The organism is Bacillus cereus group sp. BfR-BA-01383, assembly GCF_022663495.1.
GTDB classification, from domain to species: Bacteria; Bacillota; Bacilli; order Bacillales; family Bacillaceae_G; genus Bacillus_A; species Bacillus_A cereus_AU.
In genome coordinates this window covers 83,233-101,620 of the sequence record NZ_JAKUFP010000001.1, presented here as the reverse complement: position 1 = coordinate 101,620, position 18,388 = coordinate 83,233, and the positions used below count along the sequence as shown (strand labels likewise).

Below are 18,388 nucleotides of genomic sequence, written 5' to 3'. Positions count from 1 at the left end.
GAGAAGATTAACTTCAAACCTCTTTCTTTGTGGAAAGAGGTTTTTCTGCGTCAGAAAAACCTCTGAATTAAAAAAGGGGGAGAAGACGATGGGATATTATTCATTAACAGAAGTAACAGCTGTACAATATGCGAAAGAACGTGGCTATTTTGAAAAGGCAGCAAATGTAGTTTGCCATGAAATTGGAGATGGAAATTTAAATTACGTGTTCAAATTAGATGATGGAGTGAAGGCAATTATAATAAAACAAGCACTTCCATATGCGAAAGTAGTTGGTGAGAGCTGGCCATTGTCTATAAAAAGAGCAACGATTGAAAGTAAGGCACTGCAAATTTTTGCGAAGTATGTGCCAGAATACGTTCCGGAAGTATACAGTCATGATGAGAAGTTGGCAGTGACGGTAATAGAAGACTTATCAAGACTAACAATTACAAGAAGAGGATTAATAGACGGAGAGGATTATCCACTTTTATCTCAGCATATCGGTCGTTTTCTAGCAAATGTTTTATTTTATACTTCAGATTTCGGTCTGCAGTCAGAAGAGAAAAGGGTACTAGAAGGTACATTTGTAAATCCAGACCTTTGTAAAATTACAGAAGATTTAGTGTTTACAGATCCGTTTGGGCATTACGATACGAACGATTATGAACCAGATTTACAACTAGCTGTTGATGAACTTTGGAGTGATAAAACTTTAAAACTAAAAGTAGCGCAATATAAATATAAATTTTTAACGAGAAAAGAAACGCTTATTCATGGGGATTTACATACTGGTAGTATTTTTTCATCGCCTTCTGAAACGAAAGTGATTGATCCAGAATTTGCAACGTACGGTCCATTTGGATTTGACATCGGTCAATTTATTGCAAATCTATTATTAAATGCTTTATCTAGAGAAGAAGAACAGAGAAGGGTGCTATTTTTCCATATAGAGAAGACATGGAGTTATTTTGTAGAAACTTTTACGAAATTATGGATTGTAGAAGGTGTAGAAGTATATACGAAAGAAAAACAGTGGTTACCAATTATTTTGCAAAATATCTTTACTGATGCTGTAGGATTTGCAGGATGTGAATTAATTCGAAGAACAATTGGTTTAGCTCATGTAGCTGATTTAGATGAAATAGCAAATAAAGAAAAAAGAATTCAAGCTAAGAAACAAGCTCTAAACTTAGGAAAAGAACTAATAAAATATGAATCTAAGAGTGCTGATATTCAACTGTTTCGAACATTATTTCAACAAACAGTTTCAGGGGGCATAAAAGCATGAGTACGATTGTTACTGTGCCGAGATCTGTAAGTTGGAAAGGTGATACAATTGCGGTATTAAATCAAACAAAGTTGCCGCATAGCACAGAATACAAAACGTTAACGACTATTGAAGAGGTTTGGAAAAGTATTGTAATGCTAGAAGTACGCGGAGCACCTGCAATTGGAATTGTAGCAGCATTTGGTTTGGCACTGGCAGCAAAAAAATATAATACTGTACATATTGAGGAATTTCAAAAGAAGTTTAATAGAGATTGTAATTATTTAGGGACATCACGTCCGACGGCAGTGAATTTATTTTGGGCAATTGATCGCATGAGAGAATCTATTCGAGAGATTACTACAATAAAAGAAGCGCGAAAAATATTAGAAGCGGAAGCGCTTTGCATTCAGCAGGAAGATGAAGAGGTGTGCCGGAGTATTGGAGAACATGCGTTAACATGTTTTGCAGACGGTGATAACATTTTAACAATCTGTAACGCTGGAAGTATTGCAACTGCACGATACGGTACTGCATTAGCCCCTTTTTATATCGGAAAAGAGAAAGGTGTGCGTTTACATGCATACGCGTGTGAAACGAGACCCGTTTTACAAGGTGGACGTTTAACGACTTGGGAGTTGAAGCAAGCGGACATTGAGGTCACACTTATTACAGATAATACGGCAGCTCATGCAATCCGTACGAAAGAAATTGATGCGATTATCGTAGGAGCAGATCGAATTGTCGCAAATGGAGATACGGCAAATAAAATCGGAACAATGAATTTAGCTATATTAGCAAAGTATTTCGATATCCCATTTTACGTTGCAGCTCCGTTATCTACATTTGATATTACGAAACAAACAGGCGCTGAAATTATTATTGAAGAAAGAGATGAAACAGAAGTTACGAAAATCTTTGGGAAACAAGTAGCCCCAATTGGAACTAATGTTTATAATCCTGCATTTGATGTAACGCCGAATGAATTAATTACAGGGATTATTACTGAGAAAGGTATTATATGCGGAGATTACAAACGAGAAATTGTATCATTATTTGAAAAACAAGCTAATACATAATAGCTTGTTTTTTTGTGCCTAAATGTGTTCTTTTCCCTTATTTATATAATGAAAGGAGGAGAGAGGGATGGAAGAGTGGATCAGGATGATAGGTAATGTGGGATTTCCTATTGTTGTAACACTATATTTACTCCATCGTATTGAAAGTAAATTAGATGGGGTAATTGTTGCAATAGAAAAACTGCCACAGCAATTACCAAAGTATGACGATCCTCGTGATAAAAAATAAAGTTTGCTCTTCGTGAGCAAACTTTATTTTTATTGAGCAGTATAACCACCATCGATAACGACAGCTTGACCCGTTATTCCTTTTGCTTTTTCACTCGCTAAAAACATAGCATAATCAGCAATTTCTTGTACTTGTAATAAGCGCTTTTGGGGTACAAGTGGATAAATGATATCTTCTAAAACATTTTCAAGTGGTACATTTCGTGTAGTGGCTAAATCCTCTAGTTGATTACGTACAAGAGGGGTATCGACATAACCAGGACAAAGGGCATTAACAGTAATTCCGTGGATAGCACCTTCTAAAGCCGCAACTTTTGTTAATCCAATTACGCCATGTTTTGCGCTATTGTAGGCGGATTTCCCTGCAAATCCAACAAGACCGTTAATCGAAGCGACGTTAATAATCCGGCCATACTTTTGTTTTTTCATAATCGGAAAGGCATGCTTAATTGCGATAAACGGAGCGATTTGCATAATTTTAATTAGCAGCTCGAACTTTTCAGTTGGAAAATCTTCAATTGGTGAAACGTGTTGCATTCCAGCGTTATTAATTAATATGTCTAATGAACCGAAGTGAGTAACTGCTTGAGAAATTGCTGCTGTAATTTCTTCTTCAGATGTAACATCACATTTTAAACCGATCGCTTGAAAGCCTTCTTTTTGTAATTGTTCAGCAGCTTCTTTCGCACGCTCTTCAAGACGATCACTAATAATAACTTTTGCGCCTTCTTTTGCAAAAGCATTTCCCATTTCATAACCAATACCACTCGCAGCACCTGTTAAAAAGACAACTCGATTTGTAACCATGGTGAAAAACACTCCTTTATATAAAAATTCTCTTATTGCTCTATTTAGAGGAAGAATCATAAAAATCCTGCAAACATTTGGAAAAAACATAACTGGCTATCTTGCAAAACAAGATAGTGGGAGGATTTGAATTATGTCGACAAGTCAAATGCTGAAAGGGATTTTAGAAGGATGCTTACTTGCTATTATCTCTGAAGGTGAAATATACGGTTATGAAATGAGTGAAAAGTTAGCGAAGTATGGTTTTACAATGGCAAGTGAAGGAAGTATTTATCCGTTATTAATACGAATGCAAAAAGAAGGATTAATAACAAGTGTAATGAAGGAGTCTCCATCTGGTCCAAAACGGAAGTATTATACGTTAACAGATAAGGGAGAAGATGCACTGGATGAATTTATGGGTCGCTGGGAAGCGATGCAAAGTAGTGTAGAGCGTCTACTTGAAGGAAAGGGGAGAAGAAAATAATGCTATCAAATGAAGCGCGTAAGTTTTTATTAGATATGAGATTATTTTTGACGGCAAAGGGTGTGAAAGAAAGTGATGTTCATAATTTTTTAGAAGATGCAGAACTCCATTTAATTGAGGGCGAGAGTGACGGGAAAAGTGTAGCAGACATTTTTGGAAGCTCACCGAAAGAATATGCACATGAACTTGTAAAAGTGATGGAAAAGGATAGACAAGAAACGTGGAAGCAAATCGGTTTTACAGTAATGAATATCGTTACGTTTTGGATTATTGCTTCTATCTTAGTAGTGAATAATGGGATTTTACAGCTTTCACTTATTCAGTGTATTGGTTATAGTTTCACATTAATGTTAGCTGTTATAGGCCCTAATTTTTTGCTCCGTAAAAAGACCTTTGTAACAAGCTTTACAAAAACATGGTTTTCTATGTGGTCTTTAGTCATGAGCGCTCCAATGTTTTTATTAGGAGCGGTTACGATATTAAATGTAATATATTCTACAAAGATGGTTACATTTACCCAAGTGCAAAGTTATATGTTAGCTGGAGGGATCTTTATCATCACAGTAGCTATAAATATATATTTTGAAGGATGGTTTAAAAACTTATATTTAATTATTCCTCTTTCTATTATGTTAGTGTTTCAAACATTTACATCCGAAGATCTTATGCCAATGTTATTTCAAATTATATGTTTATACGGAAGTTTATTTATTTTAATCTTCGTTGAAATTATGATGAAGGCGAATAGAAGAGAAACGGTAGAATAAGGGAGGGGTTATAATGAAGATTTCTAAAGAAGGCGGAAAGTTTTTAATCGATACGAAAGTGTATTTAATAACAAAAGGGATTAAAGAAGAAGATGTGGATGCCTTTCTAGAAGATGCAGAATTGCATTTAATAGAAGGGGAGCAAGAGGGAAAGACGGTAAAGGATATATTTGGTGATTCGCCAAAAGCATATGCGGAAGAATTGGCGAAAGAGATGGAGAAAGATAAGGGCGGGAGTATAAAAAGTATTCTTGCAATGGTAATTGGTATTGGTGGATATTGGTTACTTACAAATGTTTTATTTGGAAGTCCAAATCAGCAGTTTACGTTAACGAATGTACAGTTAATTGGTTATCCTATCATCTTAATCATTACAATTATTGGAACAATTGTCGCGTTTAGAATGTCTTCTTTTAAAAGTAAATTAGTAGAGTTTGGAATTATTTATGTAATAGTAATGGTTCCTATTTTATTATTAGTGTTATTAATGTTTATGAATAAATGGTATGGGACACCTGTATTGCAATTAACTACTATACAAAGTTATATACTAGCCGGAATTGTCTTATTAGTATTGTTAATTGGGGAAGCCTACATACTTGGATGGATTGGAATTTTAGCTGTTATCATACCGCTATTAATTATGTTTGTATTTAAAGAATTAGGAAAGCAAAACCCATATTTGGTAATACTAGAGCCTTTACTTCTGTATGGAAGTTTATATGTATTAATGCGATGGTCTTTAAAAAATGAAGAGCAAAAAACTGTAAACTAGTTTTTTGCTAATAGTGAGCGAACTGAATTTTTTATTAAGAGGGGAACAAATGTACAAAGTATATTTTTAGGTATATTGTCTATTGTGTTTTTGGGCTATATACTACCTTTTCGAAAAAGGTACATGATGACTACTTCGATACTTTAATAGATGGCACAACAGGTTATATTTTGTTCTTCGGTTTAATTGGAAAGTGGCTGCTCTGGATATGCAAAAAATTATTTCCAAAGAAATATTATATAGGGATTTTTAGAGGGATTACCTTTATGGTTAGTAGTATATTTCTATCCTTTGCAGCCGGTATTCGGTTTGTAGATTGGAATAAGTTGTTTTAAACAGTAACAATATTGTTACTGTTTTTTTCTTTGTAATAAAGGACTTTGTAAAGAAAGGGCTTTTTGTTCGTTTGTTACTAGGGACTGAATATGGACGTTTTCAGGGCGAGGGACAATAGGATACATAAGATTTGTTGGAGAAGGATGGTGCTCCGATCCAGTTGGAGAATGAGGATCTGCATGAGTAAGCTTTCCATGAACACGTCTTGTAAATAAAATATGACCGATTTCGTGAGCGAGCGTATATATATTTTTCGTAGGAGCTGCTGAATTTGTTAAAACGATGTAACCAGTAAGTTGCTGTTGTTTTGCTAAAGAGTAAGCACAGGCAATTACTGCTGTTTCTTTGAAATAATCACTGCCAATATAACAAATGTAAAGGTCACATTTTGGAGCTTCATTTACACACGTTTGAAAAAAGGATGCTAATTTTTCCTGACTTTGAATGGAATTTTTATAACTGATTTCACGGTCAGAAAAACGGAAAAGCTCATTTAATACAATTACTTCTTGAATTTGAAATGTAATGGGGTGCCAAATTGACTCTGCAACAGCTAAATCTTTTGCGATGCGGTCATCAGAAATATCGGCGCCTGGAGTAATACAAATACATATATTGACGTATGGATCCATAAGGAACACCTCAAATGAAAAAGTTCTTCCTATAATATATGTGGAGAAAAGGTCCTATGTATGGATAAACGCCTTATTTGCTACATGAATATATGTAGACTACAAGTCGAAAAAATTTCATAGTTCTATAACGTAGTGTGGTCATCTTTTTGATATAGTAAAGGAAAGGGGGAGAATATATGTATACATTAAAAATCGTTTCAGACAGAGAAGCTCTTTATCAATTTGCAAGTTATGTAAGAGTTGTGCAAGGGGTTGAGGATGTATATGTAGAGGTGGGAGAATCTTTATATGAACATCCTTTAATGAAGTTTTATGTACATATTAAGCTTAAAGAAACATATGAGCAGCATAAAGCGTTACAAGAAATAGCAAGATTAGTAGAATTGGGACGTTTCACATATGTCCATTATCGTAATGATGAAATTGAGGAAGCTTTTGAAGCTGTAAAATATGAAAGTTTTAAGAAATAAAAGGTGAAAAAAGGAGGCGGAAGCTTCCTTTTTTTTCTTTAAAATTACATCAACAAAAGGAGAAAAATTTTGTTATGATAAGGGAGGATGAGGAAAGGAGAGTTTACATAGTGGGGTATATTGAAGAGTTACGCAAAGTCGTTGGTACAAGGCCACTTATTCTAGTAGGGTCAGCAATCATTATATTAAATGATAAGCAAGAAGTATTACTTCAATACCGTTCAGATACATATGATTGGGGTGTACCTGGTGGGGCAATGGAACTAGGTGAAACGACAGAGGAAACTGCTCGTAGAGAATTATTTGAAGAGACGGGGCTACAAGCAAAAATCATGCAATTTCTTGGTGTCTTATCAGGAAAGGAAGTATATTTCCGTTATCCAAATGGAGATGAAATCTTTAATGTCATTCATCTGTATCAGGGGCATTATGTGAGTGGTGAATTAAAGCTCGATCATGAAGGGTTACAACTTCAATACTTTCCAGTAGATAAGTTACCAAAATTGAATGAAACGACAGAGAAAATTTTACAAAAGTTTTTATACGCATTGACAGAATAGAAGGTTAATTCCTTCTATTTTTATTATATTAAATATTTTGATTTTTTGCTATCTTTATAGTATGATAGTTGTAGACATACATCTTATGGAATTTCACCTAAAAACTGACTAGGGTACATAAGAGAGGGGCAAGTACAAAATGCATAATGTTGTTATTACAGCTGCAGTTCGTTCACCAATTGGAACTTTTGGGGGAGCGCTAAAAAATGTAACGCCAGTAGAATTAGCTGTTCCTGTACTTCAGGAAGCTGTAAAACGAGGCGGAGTAGAACCACATGAAGTTGATGAAGTAATTTTAGGTCACTGTATTCAAAGAACTGATGAAGCAAATACTGCAAGAACAGCTGCATTAGCGGCAGGATTTCCTGACACAGTTACTGGTTATACAATTCAACGTCAATGTTCTTCAGGTATGCAAGCAATTATGTCAGCTGCAATGCAAATCCAATTAGGTGTAAGTGATATTGTTGTTGCAGGTGGAGTAGAAGCAATGAGTTCAAGCCCTTATGCATTAAAACAACACCGCTGGGGACAACGTCTACAGCATGGAGAAATCCGTGATACAGTGTGGGAAATATTAGAAGATCCATTGCATCATATTATGATGGGTGAAACAGCGGAAAATTTAGTTGACCAATATGAAATTACAAGAGAGGAACAAGATGAAGTTGCGCTTCGTAGTCACACACTAGCACTACAAGCGATTGAGTCTGGATATTTTGATGATCAAATTGTTCCTATTACAATAAAAGAGCGTAGAAAAGAAGTTGTATTTTCGAAGGATGAACATCCGCGTGCAGATATTACAGCGGAAAAATTAGCAGGATTAAAACCAGCTTTCCGTAAAGATGGATCTGTAACTGCAGGTAATGCATCTGGTCTTAATGACGGAAGTGCGGTTCTAGTATTAATGAGTGAAGAAAAAGCGAAAGAAAAGGGCTTACAACCGTTAGCTAGAATTGTTGGATATTCAGTAGCTGGAGTAGATCCAAAAATTATGGGTATTGGGCCAGCACCAGCAATCCGAAAAGGATTAGAAAAAGTAGATTGGTCATTAGAAGATGCAGATTTACTTGAAATTAATGAAGCTTTCGCTGCACAATATTTAGCAGTAGAGAAAGAATTAGGTTTAGATCGTGAAAAAGTGAATGTAAACGGTAGTGGTGTAGGACTTGGGCACCCAATCGGTTGTACAGGAGCTCGTATTACGGTAAGTTTAATTCATGAATTAAAACGACGTGGCTTAGAAAAAGGAATTGCCTCTCTATGCGTCGGCGGCGGTATTGGAGTAGCATTATTTATAGAAGCACTATAAAAAAGAAGCAGCAATCGCTGCTTCTTTTTTTACGACTCGAATAAGTGATGAAATAATCGATCGCGATTTTCAAAAAAAAGTTTCGTCGTTTGATAATGCTCCGTTTCTTCTAATGTCGATTCGTGAATCCCCTCTTGCGTTAAAGAGTATAAAGTAGATTCAGGATAAGCCATTAAAATAGGAGAATGCGTCGCGATAACAAATTGTGAACCTTGCTTAGATAATTCATGCATTCGAATGAGCATTGAAAGTTGCCTCATCGGGGATAAAGCTGCTTCAGGCTCATCTAAAATGTATAAACCTTGTCCTGAAAAACGGTTCATGAATAATGAGAAGAATGATTCACCATGTGATTGTTCGTGAAGTGAAACGCCGCCATAAGATTTTATAGCATCTATTTCATCAATATAAGAAGCAACGTTATAAAATGATTCAGCACGAAGAAAGAAGCCGTCTTTTGGTGTATTGAAACTTTTTGAAATTCGAAGGTATTCATGTAAAGATGAATGTGAATCGTTTGTGCTAAAACGAAAATTCTTCGTTCCACCTTCTGCATTAAAACCTAAAGCGATTGCAATTGCTTCGAGTAATGTTGATTTACCTGTCCCATTTTCTCCAATAATGAATGTTACATTTTGGTGGAAATCTAGTGATTGTAAAGTTCGAATAGCGGGTAAGCAGTAAGGATATGCGGAAAAACTAGGGATATTTTCTTTTTTTAATGTTACATTTTTTAAAAAGGGTACTTCAATCAATATATAAACCTCAATTCATAGAAGATTTTGTTTCTAATAGCGTAGCGAATACGAGGGTGAGTAGACTTGCGAATAGTATCGTATGTTGTAATGCACTAAAACCAAGTCCTTCCCAGCCAAAAGTTGTTCATTTTAATAAGAAGATGGCAAGGGTGATACTGAAACCGATAAAAGCGGGAATGTATTTTACGACTTTAAAATGCTTCCATAGAAAAAATCCGATGTATGTACTTAAAAACAAGATAAACAGAAAAAGAAAAGTGTTAATGACACGCGAACCGCTCCTTATTTTCTGAATATTTCATGTGGATTATAACATGTAAACTATCATATTCCAATGTGAAAATAAATATTGCATGGAGATTATTCATGTCGTTATGATAGTATGTATTCTATTGAAATTATGAAAAGGAGTTAAAACATGCCGTTTACATTCGCGCATCCAGCAGCTGTTCTTCCTTTTGCTAAAAAGCAGGCTAGTTATATTTCAGTAACGGCTCTTATATTAGGTAGTATGGCACCTGACTTTGAATATTTTTTACACTTTAGACCGTATGGTGTTATTGGCCATACATGGCTTGGGTTCTTATATTTCAATTTACCGCTCGTCTTGCTGTTAGCATACGGGTACCATTCCATTTTAAAAAAGCCTTTTATAACACATTTACCTAAACCATTTGCTGGCTACTATACATATGCAGTGGATGAGATGTGGGGGCTTCGTACATGGAAGGATTTTTTTGTATTTATCTATTCTGCATTATTCGGTATGATAACACATGTCGTTTGGGATGCATTTACTCATAGGACAGGTTATTTTGTTATAAAAATACCACTGTTGCAACGAGAATTACATAGTATTCCAGTTTATAAATATATGCAGCACGGGAGTACATGTTTTGGTTTCCTATTACTACTATACGTACTATGGAATTATAGAGATAAAACGGGTAAAGATAGTATTGTAGCTTCGGAAAAAAGGAAATATTGGGTTTCAGTAATTATTGCTTCAGCAATTATATTTATCGTGCATGCGTTCGTAGATCCCTATTTTCATATTTTCCAAATAGGAGGTATAATAGTATCTGGATTGACAAGTTTGTTTTGTGGACTTCTTATTGTTTCTATAGTTTACAAAGCAAGGGACTAATGTATATTAATGAATGATAGTGTTAGGAGAAATTAAATGATGAAAGCATGGAAAAGTATTTTTATATTATGTAGTTTTCTTCTTATGTTAAGTGGTTGCTTCCATCAAGAAGAAAAGAAAGCTGAACCGAAGAAGAAAGAATCTATTCCGGAAACGAAAGAATATGGTGGACGCGAGCTGAACAAAGTAGGACAAAAAGTGAAAGAAACAGGATGGGGTACTTTTAAGTTAGAGCAGATGCATTCTGTGAATCAAACATTTGAAGTAGCGCCAATGAAAATTCATGTGCAAGATGTGAAAGTAATCTCTTTATCACAGATGAGTGAAGATGCAAAAAATACATTGAAAGCATATACGGCATTAACTCCTGAAGAAGTAAAGCGTAGATTAGGCGATAAAGTAAGTCAAGAAGATGCAGAATTATATGCATCGCTAAGTGGAACAGAGATTAGTGATACGATTCGTTACGTTGAGATTACATATAAAGTGGAAAATAGCGGAAATAAAAATATGCAATTTTTCTCTATGAATGATGTTGCGATTAATGATAAACAACATTTTAAAGTAGCGACGCAAAACTTTTTATATGATGAAGATACGCTCGTTGGTACAAAAAATGTATCTAGAGAAGACTATAAGCCTGGTGAAACAAGAGATGGAATTATCGGTTTAATACTTGATGATGGAAAAGAAAAGGTAAAGGATATTAAGTTTACAACAGATGATTTAATTGCAGGAGATACAGAGACACAAGATGTTGTTAAAGAGGCACAAACTTTTAACATCTCACTTTCTGAGTAAGGTGTTTTTTAAAAACATAAGTAAAAACAGTCAGCATTCAAAACATTATGCTGACTGTTTTTTCATTTCTTTTATGTATGAATCTACATTTTGAAAAGGTACCTTAATTTTAAATGCATCTTTTTGTTCGTTAAATTGCTTTTCATTATAGGGACCAAAACGTTTATTGTGCTTTACGTCAATAATCCAATAGTGTTCACTTTTTTTATTTGCAATTGCTCCATCAGGATTATTCGGATCTGACTTTTCCTCAGTTTGTTTTGCAATAATGTATTTATCATCCCAAGCAATGTCTGTAATTTTTGCAGGGATGTATTGTGTGGCATATACAGCATCTTGTGAGGGGAAAAGTTCAAATGCATTTTCAGAAGTACGTATGAGTTCGTATTCATCGTTAATCGTATAAGTTATATGGTTTGTATTTCCTGCACAAGCAGTTAATAGTAGGAAGGCGACGAATAGGATTATCCATTTTTTCAATATGGGAACCTCCTTTACAATGCTGTTGTAACACATTGTACAAGAAAAGTAAGAGAAACGCTAGTTTACAATGTTTTTTAGAAGTGGTACGATGATACGGATAAAGAAGGATATGAAGGAGTCGACATAAAATGAAGTTAAAGATGCATCGTCCAGCGCTTGTAATGAATCGCATAGGTGCTTCCCTAATTGATATGTTTTTAATCTCGCTTATGTATGGTGCAGTAGTAGCTGTGATAACTGGAAACTATAGTGCTATTTTTAATCGTTTTAATATAAGTTTTGGAGACTATAGATATGATCTCACAGTAGTGTTCATATTAATGGCCCTATATTTTATATTGTTACCTTTTATTTGGAACGGTGTAACACTTGGTAAAAAAATAACGAGAACAAAATTAATTTCATTGACGAGTGAAAAGCTAACGTTACAAACATTAATAATACGGTTTTTTGCATTGTTATTACCGAACATATTGCTACTTGGAATTCCATTATTATGTAACATATACATGATGTTGTTCCGCAAAGATAATTGTGGTTTTCATGATTTAATTGCAAAGACAAAAGTGATCAGTCTTGTATAATACACAGTGACCTTTTTATTCTTAAATAAAAAGGTCTTTTTTTTATCCCGTTATTTGTGGGTGGTAAGACTCTCACCTTGAAATTCAATGAATGCGAGGAAGTTAGGAGGAAGGTAAGGTTCATTTTCTTAATTTTAATAGATTGAAAATTAAGAAAATGATATAATGATTAAAAATAATATCTTTATATAATAAGGGGGAAGTTGAAATGACAGGAGGTAGCATAATCTTTTGGGGGATATTAATATTTATTGGTTTAGTGTTTGATCAGCGTAATAGTAAGAAAAAAGAAGGAGTGAAAAAGTAATCGCTTACAAGTTGTGGAGTTAACTTTTCCTGCTTGCAGACTTATAGAAGGGGTAATGAAAATGAAGCTTGCAGGAAAAGTTGCTATCGTAACTGGCGGTGGTATCGGTATTGGACGTAATACAGATCTTTTGTTGGTTAAACAAGGCGCAAAAGTAATTGTGACGGACAATTGATCAAGAAAGTGGACAAGCAACAGTGCAGGAAATTACGAATCTAGGCGGAGAAGCACTTTTTGTATCCTATGATATGGGAAAGCAAGGAGATTGGCAATGCGTTATCAGTATTACTTTGAATGCATTCATTCGTATTGATATGCTATTTCAAAATGCTGGTTTATATAAAATAGATTCTATTTTTTCTTACCAACACAAGAACGATTCCAATATACTTTGTATTAATGACGTTTGGATAGAGATAAAACAATTAACGTCATCTTTTATGAAACAGCAAGAAGAAATGGTGCTAAGTGATTTACCGATTTTCGGTTTTATTAGCACGAAGGACAATCATTTCATACAGTTGAAGCCCTAGCATAATAATAAAAACCGCCCTGTATAAATGTGGACGGTTTTTTTGTATATTATATAGAAGAAAAATATTTTTTAGCGAATACGTTGTTCTGTTTGACTATCAAAGAAATGCGCTTTATTCATATCAAATGCCATTTTAATTTGGTCACCAGGTAAAAATGTATGTCTTGCATCCACACGTGCTGCAAAATCTTGATCGCCTAGTTTCATATATAAAATAGATTCAGCGCCTAACAATTCAGCAACTTCGATTTTTGTTGTGAAAGTAGTAGATTGTGAAGCTTCTAAAAATAATAGTTCATCATGAATGTCTTCAGGACGAATACCTAAAACAATTTCCTTATTTACATAGCCTTGCTCACGTAGCAGTTTCATTTTACCTTCAGATACTTTGACTTTTATTGCGTTGTCTATAACGAAATCGGTTTCAGTTAATTTACCACGGAAGAAATTCATCGCTGGGGAGCCGATAAACCCACCAACGAAAATATTTTCAGGTGTTTCATATACTTCTTTTGGAGTTCCGATTTGTTGAATCTTTCCATCTTTCATAACAACAAGACGAGAAGCCATTGTCATTGCTTCTGTTTGATCATGTGTTACATAAATTGTTGTTGTTCCAAGGCGGTGGTGTAATTTAGAAATTTCTGAGCGCATTGCAACGCGGAGTTTTGCATCTAAGTTTGACAAAGGTTCATCCATTAAGAAAACTTTCGCGTCTCGAACGATTGCTCTACCTAATGCAACACGTTGGCGTTGTCCACCTGATAATGCTTTCGGTTTTCTATCTAAATATTGTTCAAGTCCTAAAATTCGCGCTGCATCTTTCACACGACGATCGATTTCATCTTTTGCTATCTTTCGAAGTTTTAATCCAAATGCCATATTATCATACACACTCATATGTGGATAAAGAGCATAGTTTTGGAAGACCATTGCGATATCTCGATCTTTTGGAGGAACATCGTTCATTAGCTTACCATCAATTGAAAATTCTCCTTTTGAAATATCTTCAAGTCCAGCTACCATTCGTAATGTTGTAGATTTTCCACATCCAGAAGGACCAACAAATACGATAAATTCTTTATCTTGAATGTGTAAATTAAAATCTGTTACAGCTGTTACGTTATTATCATATATCTTATAAATATTTTCTAATTTCAGTTCTGCCATGGTATTTCCCCCTAGAAAAATTATGCAAACGTTTTCTTTGAGTTCATTATAAACTAATAGATTCAAAAAATAAATAAAAAAATAAAACGTTTTCATTTATTAGAGGAATACTAGTGATTTGTGTATGTTTTATTAGAAAAAGGAGAATAAAAGTTGTGAGCGCTATTTTAAATTGAGATAGAATCTGTTATCATTCATTAATGAAAACGTTTGCGCCTTGAAAAATAGAGAAAATCGAATTACTAATGAAATGGGGTAGCATAATGGAAAAACAATGGTGGAAAGAAAGTGTAGTATATCAAATTTATCCTCGTAGCTTTATGGATAGTAACGGTGATGGTATAGGTGATCTTCGTGGTATTATTTCAAAGCTAGATTACTTAAAAGAATTAGGAATTAATGTAATTTGGTTATCACCAGTCTATGAATCTCCAAATGATGATAACGGTTATGATATAAGTGATTATTGTAAAATAATGAATGAGTTCGGAACAATGGAAGATTGGGACGAGCTATTACATGAAATGCATGAACGTAATATGAAACTTATGATGGACTTAGTTGTTAATCACACTTCTGATGAACATAATTGGTTTATTGAATCACGTAAATCAAAAGATAATAAATATAGAGATTACTATATATGGCGTCCTGGAAAAGAAGGGAAAGAGCCGAATAACTGGGGAGCGGCCTTTAGTGGATCAGCATGGCAGTATGATGAAATGACAGAGGAATATTATTTACATCTGTTTTCTAAAAAACAGCCAGATCTAAACTGGGATAATGAAAAGGTAAGAAAAGATGTTTATGAAATGATGAAGTTTTGGTTAGAAAAAGGAATTGATGGATTCCGTATGGATGTAATCAATTTTATTTCTAAAGAAGAAGGTTTACCAACTGTTAAAACGGATGAAGAGGGATATGTTTCAGGGCATAAGCATTTTATGAACGGCCCAAACATTCATAAATACTTACATGAAATGAATGAAGAAGTATTATCTCATTATGATATTATGACGGTTGGTGAGATGCCCGGTGTAACAACAGAAGAGGCTAAATTGTATACGGGAGAAGCTAGAAAAGAATTACAAATGGTATTCCAATTTGAACATATGGATTTAGATTCAGGAGAAGGTGGGAAATGGGATGTAAAACCATGTTCACTTCTTACTTTAAAAGAGAATTTAACAAAGTGGCAAAAAGCATTAGAACATACAGGATGGAATAGTCTGTATTGGAATAATCATGATCAGCCTCGCGTTGTATCTCGTTTCGGTAATGATGGAATGTATCGTACTGAATCTGCAAAAATGTTAGCAACAGTTCTTCATATGATGAAGGGAACACCGTATATTTATCAAGGGGAAGAAATCGGAATGACTAACGTTCGATTTGAAACAATTGATGAATATCGAGATATTGAAACTTTAAATATGTACAATGAAAAAGTGGTAGACCGTGGTGAAGATAAAGAAAAAGTAATGGAATCTATTTATATAAAAGGCCGAGATAATGCTAGAACTCCGATGCAGTGGGATGATAGAGAACATGCTGGATTTACAGCAGGTCAGCCATGGATTGCGGTAAACCCTAATTACAAAGAGATTAATGTGGAACGTGCAATCCAAGATGAAAACTCAATTTTTTATTACTATAAAAAATTAATTGAGCTACGTAAAAATAATGAAATTGTTGTGTATGGCTCATATGATTTAATACTCGAAAATAATCCTTCTATTTTTGCTTATATAAGAACATATGGAGAAGAAAAACTCCTTGTTATTGCAAACTTTACTGCGGATAAATGTGTATTTGAATTGCTTGAGGATATTAGCTACAGTGACTTAGAGTTATTAATACACAATTATGACGTGGAAGTCGGATCGATAGATACCATTACATTGCGTCCGTATGAAGCAATGGTATTCAAATTAAAATAAGAAAAAGCCTTATGCCTTGGCATAAGGCTTTTTCGATTACCACTTTAATATTGAGAATCCATATGGAGGAAGTGTAAGTTGTAATACACTTGCTTCTGCTGAAAATTCTTCGTTTGTATATATATTGACTATTTTCTTCCCTGTAATATGGATAGGGAGAGAAGTTGTAATTTCATCGTTAGTAGGATTTAAAACGAAAAAGATAGTTTCATCTTCATATGTTTTCGTATAAGAAATATAATTATGCTCATCGTTTGCTTCAATGAATTGGAAAGTACCATGTCCTCCAAATGCTTTATATTGTTTCCTCAATGAAAGTAATGTTTGTATATGTGTAAATAATGCATAATCTTGTTCTTTTGTATCCCAAATCATACATTTGCGGCAACCTGGATCCATGCCACCATCCATACCGATTTCATCTCCGTAATAAATACAAGGAGAGCCGATGAAAGAAAGGTGGAATGCATATAGTAACTTTAACTTATTTTTATCTCCGTTGCATGTTGTTAAAATTCTTGGTGTGTCATGGCTGTCTAATAAATGAAATGCAGCTTCATTTACATTCATAGAGTAAGAATGTAGAGATTCTGTAATTTGTTTCATAAATGTACTTGCTTTAATGGAATCATTAGCAAAGTAAGAAAGTAGAGCGTTTGTAACAGGATAGCTCATAACAGCATCAAATTGATCTCCTTGTAGCCATGGGAGTGCATCGTGCCAAATTTCGCCTAAAATATATACTTCCGGATTTAATGTTTTTATTTCACTTCGGAATTCTCTCCAAAAGTTGTGATCGACTTCATTTGCTACATCAAGACGCCAACCGTCTATATTGAATTCCCTTACCCAATAACGCCCTACTTCGAGTAAATATTCTTTTACATCTGGGTGGGCCGTATTTAATTTAGGCATATACGGTGTAAATGCGAAAGTATCATAATTAGGAAGTGGCTCAGTTATAATCGGAAATTCATGAATATGGAACCATTCTTTATATGCTGACTTCTCTCCATTTTCTAGTACGTCTTGGAATTTATCGAAAAAGTATCCACTGTGATTAAACACTGCATCAAGCATTACTTTTATCCCGTGTTTATGACATGCCCCAACAAGTTCTTTAAAAGTTTCTTTCGTTCCGAATTGTGGATCGATTTCCATATAGTCAATTGTGTCATATTTATGGTTTGAATGAGCTTTGAAAATAGGTGTGAAATATATTCCGGAAATCCCAAGCTTAACAAGGTAATCAAGATTTTGAATAATACCAGCAAAATCTCCGCCGAAAAAATTAGTTGGAGTTGGCTCAGCACTTCCCCAAGGAAGGGTATTTTCTGGATTTAGCGCGCAATCTCCATTTGCGAATCGTTCTGGGAAAATTTGATACCAAACAGTATCTTTAATCCAGGAGGGTGCTTTAAATACATCATTTACATGAATAAATGGAAAGCAGAAAAAGTTACCGATATCATCATCTGGAATGTTAGAAAAAAATCCTCGTTCTGTATAAATAAGAGTTTCTGTATCATTCTTCAATTCGAACCCATAACGTAAGCGCTTAAATTTTGGTTCGATTGAAATGGACCAATAATCAAATAAGTCAGTAGAACCAGTTTTTTTCATTGATGTACTTGATGAAATCCATTTCCCGTCTTTCCATTCGTAAGGATCACCGTAAATAAGGGTGGTACTGTGAACATCATCTTTCTTTGTGCGCATGCGGATGTGAATTGTTTTTTCATCGTAAGCGTATGCATAATTATCTTTTGGCCTATGATAGACGGCTTCTTTAAGCATATAGAAAATCCCCCTTTAATATCTCTATACATAGTATTCCCTTAAGTGTAATAATAAAGCCTGTATTGCAAACGATTGCCTTTCTCTTAGCTTTAATATTGCTTATAACAGTAGTATTCATTTCATATAAAGTCAATGTATAAAGAGTATAATGATATTTTTTAAAAATTAATATTTGC

Annotated in this window: 20 protein-coding genes and 3 pseudogenes; 16 read left to right on the top strand and 7 right to left on the bottom strand. The window is 34.4% G+C overall.

Annotated features, from left to right (window positions below; genetic code table 11):
- Nucleotides 1-88: 88 nt before the first annotated feature.
- The 3 genes from mtnK to MR065_RS00555 all read left to right on the top strand — a co-directional run bounded on the left by mtnK (nt 89) and on the right by MR065_RS00555 (nt 2,557).
- Nucleotides 89-1,270: an S-methyl-5-thioribose kinase gene (gene mtnK / locus MR065_RS00565; protein ID WP_242212105.1), complete on the top strand. Its 1,182-nt coding sequence runs from the start codon at nt 89-91 to the stop codon at nt 1,268-1,270.
- Entirely contained in the window at nt 1,267-2,328 is a 1,062-nt protein-coding gene (gene mtnA, locus MR065_RS00560; protein WP_242212104.1) for an S-methyl-5-thioribose-1-phosphate isomerase, read from the top strand. Before mtnK ends, mtnA begins: the two co-directional genes overlap by 4 nt.
- 67 nt (nt 2,329-2,395) lie before the next feature.
- The gene (locus MR065_RS00555) at nt 2,396-2,557 is read left to right on the top strand and encodes a YvrJ family protein (RefSeq protein WP_097904528.1); all 162 of its coding nucleotides are present in this window, start codon (nt 2,396-2,398) and stop codon (nt 2,555-2,557) included.
- Nucleotides 2,558-2,586: 29 nt separating this feature from the next.
- Here the strand turns inward: MR065_RS00555 and MR065_RS00550 are convergent, their stop codons facing one another.
- Complete coding sequence (locus tag MR065_RS00550) at nt 2,587-3,363, bottom strand: 3-hydroxybutyrate dehydrogenase (protein WP_242212102.1); 777 nt, start codon at nt 3,361-3,363, stop codon at nt 2,587-2,589.
- A gap of 133 nt (nt 3,364-3,496) precedes the next feature.
- On the opposite strand from MR065_RS00550, the gene MR065_RS00545 reads away from it, so the two are divergent.
- From MR065_RS00545 to MR065_RS00530, 4 genes and pseudogenes are all read left to right on the top strand, one after another.
- Nucleotides 3,497-3,829, top strand: coding sequence for a PadR family transcriptional regulator (locus tag MR065_RS00545; protein WP_097904526.1), 333 nt, complete (start codon nt 3,497-3,499; stop codon nt 3,827-3,829).
- A complete protein-coding gene (locus tag MR065_RS00540; RefSeq protein ID WP_242212100.1) occupies nt 3,829-4,596 on the top strand; it encodes a DUF1129 domain-containing protein in 768 nt (255 codons plus the stop codon). Before MR065_RS00545 ends, MR065_RS00540 begins: the two co-directional genes overlap by 1 nt.
- Before the next feature lie 13 nt (nt 4,597-4,609).
- Nucleotides 4,610-5,371, top strand: coding sequence for a DUF1129 domain-containing protein (locus tag MR065_RS00535; RefSeq protein WP_242212098.1), 762 nt, complete (start codon nt 4,610-4,612; stop codon nt 5,369-5,371).
- Nucleotides 5,372-5,404: 33 nt separating this feature from the next.
- Nucleotides 5,405-5,706, top strand: a pseudogene (locus MR065_RS00530) (DNA-binding protein).
- A 15-nt stretch (nt 5,707-5,721) separates the two neighbouring features.
- On the opposite strand, the gene MR065_RS00525 reads toward MR065_RS00530, so the two are convergent.
- Nucleotides 5,722-6,339 (bottom strand): ImmA/IrrE family metallo-endopeptidase, encoded by a 618-nt coding sequence (locus MR065_RS00525; protein WP_242212096.1) that lies wholly within the window; start codon nt 6,337-6,339, stop codon nt 5,722-5,724.
- A 179-nt stretch (nt 6,340-6,518) separates the two neighbouring features.
- On the opposite strand from MR065_RS00525, the gene MR065_RS00520 reads away from it, so the two are divergent.
- From MR065_RS00520 to MR065_RS00510, 3 genes are all read left to right on the top strand, one after another.
- Complete coding sequence (locus MR065_RS00520; RefSeq protein ID WP_088350511.1) at nt 6,519-6,812, top strand: DUF3928 family protein; 294 nt, start codon at nt 6,519-6,521, stop codon at nt 6,810-6,812.
- Between the two features lie 110 nt (nt 6,813-6,922).
- On the top strand, nt 6,923-7,372 hold the full coding sequence (locus MR065_RS00515; RefSeq protein WP_141436421.1) for an NUDIX hydrolase: 450 nt from the start codon (nt 6,923-6,925) through the stop codon (nt 7,370-7,372).
- Between the two features lie 139 nt (nt 7,373-7,511).
- On the top strand, nt 7,512-8,687 hold the full coding sequence (locus tag MR065_RS00510; RefSeq protein WP_000552065.1) for an acetyl-CoA C-acetyltransferase: 1,176 nt from the start codon (nt 7,512-7,514) through the stop codon (nt 8,685-8,687).
- Nucleotides 8,688-8,716: 29 nt separating this feature from the next.
- On the opposite strand, the gene MR065_RS00505 is transcribed toward MR065_RS00510, so the two are convergent.
- The gene (locus MR065_RS00505) at nt 8,717-9,442 is read right to left on the bottom strand and encodes an AAA family ATPase (protein WP_242212095.1); all 726 of its coding nucleotides are present in this window, start codon (nt 9,440-9,442) and stop codon (nt 8,717-8,719) included.
- 10 nt (nt 9,443-9,452) lie between these two features.
- Nucleotides 9,453-9,710, bottom strand: a pseudogene (locus MR065_RS27555) (hypothetical protein).
- A 153-nt stretch (nt 9,711-9,863) separates the two neighbouring features.
- Between MR065_RS27555 and MR065_RS00500 the strand changes: the two are divergent.
- Entirely contained in the window at nt 9,864-10,592 is a 729-nt protein-coding gene (locus tag MR065_RS00500; protein ID WP_242212094.1) for a DUF4184 family protein, read from the top strand.
- 36 nt (nt 10,593-10,628) lie between these two features.
- Nucleotides 10,629-11,393 (top strand): hypothetical protein, encoded by a 765-nt coding sequence (locus MR065_RS00495; protein WP_242212093.1) that lies wholly within the window; start codon nt 10,629-10,631, stop codon nt 11,391-11,393.
- A 45-nt stretch (nt 11,394-11,438) separates the two neighbouring features.
- On the opposite strand, the gene MR065_RS00490 is transcribed toward MR065_RS00495, so the two are convergent.
- On the bottom strand, nt 11,439-11,873 hold the full coding sequence (locus tag MR065_RS00490; RefSeq protein ID WP_242212088.1) for a DUF3997 domain-containing protein: 435 nt from the start codon (nt 11,871-11,873) through the stop codon (nt 11,439-11,441).
- Between the two features lie 131 nt (nt 11,874-12,004).
- Here MR065_RS00490 and MR065_RS00485 point away from each other — a divergent pair, with 131 nt between their 5' ends.
- The 3 genes and pseudogenes from MR065_RS00485 to MR065_RS00475 all read left to right on the top strand — a co-directional run bounded on the left by MR065_RS00485 (nt 12,005) and on the right by MR065_RS00475 (nt 13,305).
- On the top strand, nt 12,005-12,460 hold the full coding sequence (locus MR065_RS00485; RefSeq protein ID WP_097904515.1) for an RDD family protein: 456 nt from the start codon (nt 12,005-12,007) through the stop codon (nt 12,458-12,460).
- Between the two features lie 208 nt (nt 12,461-12,668).
- Nucleotides 12,669-12,767 carry a flagellar motor protein gene (locus MR065_RS00480; RefSeq protein WP_097904514.1) on the top strand — a complete coding sequence of 33 codons (99 nt, stop codon included), beginning with the start codon at nt 12,669-12,671 and terminating at the stop codon, nt 12,765-12,767.
- A 61-nt stretch (nt 12,768-12,828) separates the two neighbouring features.
- A pseudogene (locus tag MR065_RS00475) lies at nt 12,829-13,305 on the top strand (SDR family NAD(P)-dependent oxidoreductase).
- A gap of 66 nt (nt 13,306-13,371) precedes the next feature.
- On the opposite strand, the gene MR065_RS00470 reads toward MR065_RS00475, so the two are convergent.
- Entirely contained in the window at nt 13,372-14,472 is a 1,101-nt protein-coding gene (locus tag MR065_RS00470; protein ID WP_242212087.1) for an ABC transporter ATP-binding protein, read from the bottom strand.
- A 263-nt stretch (nt 14,473-14,735) separates the two neighbouring features.
- On the opposite strand from MR065_RS00470, the gene MR065_RS00465 reads away from it, so the two are divergent.
- Nucleotides 14,736-16,412: a glycoside hydrolase family 13 protein gene (locus tag MR065_RS00465; RefSeq protein WP_242212086.1), complete on the top strand. Its 1,677-nt coding sequence runs from the start codon at nt 14,736-14,738 to the stop codon at nt 16,410-16,412.
- Nucleotides 16,413-16,448: 36 nt separating this feature from the next.
- Here the strand turns inward: MR065_RS00465 and MR065_RS00460 are convergent, their stop codons facing one another.
- A complete protein-coding gene (locus MR065_RS00460; protein ID WP_242212085.1) occupies nt 16,449-18,209 on the bottom strand; it encodes an alpha-glycosidase in 1,761 nt (586 codons plus the stop codon).
- Between the last annotated feature and the right edge of the window lie 179 nt (nt 18,210-18,388).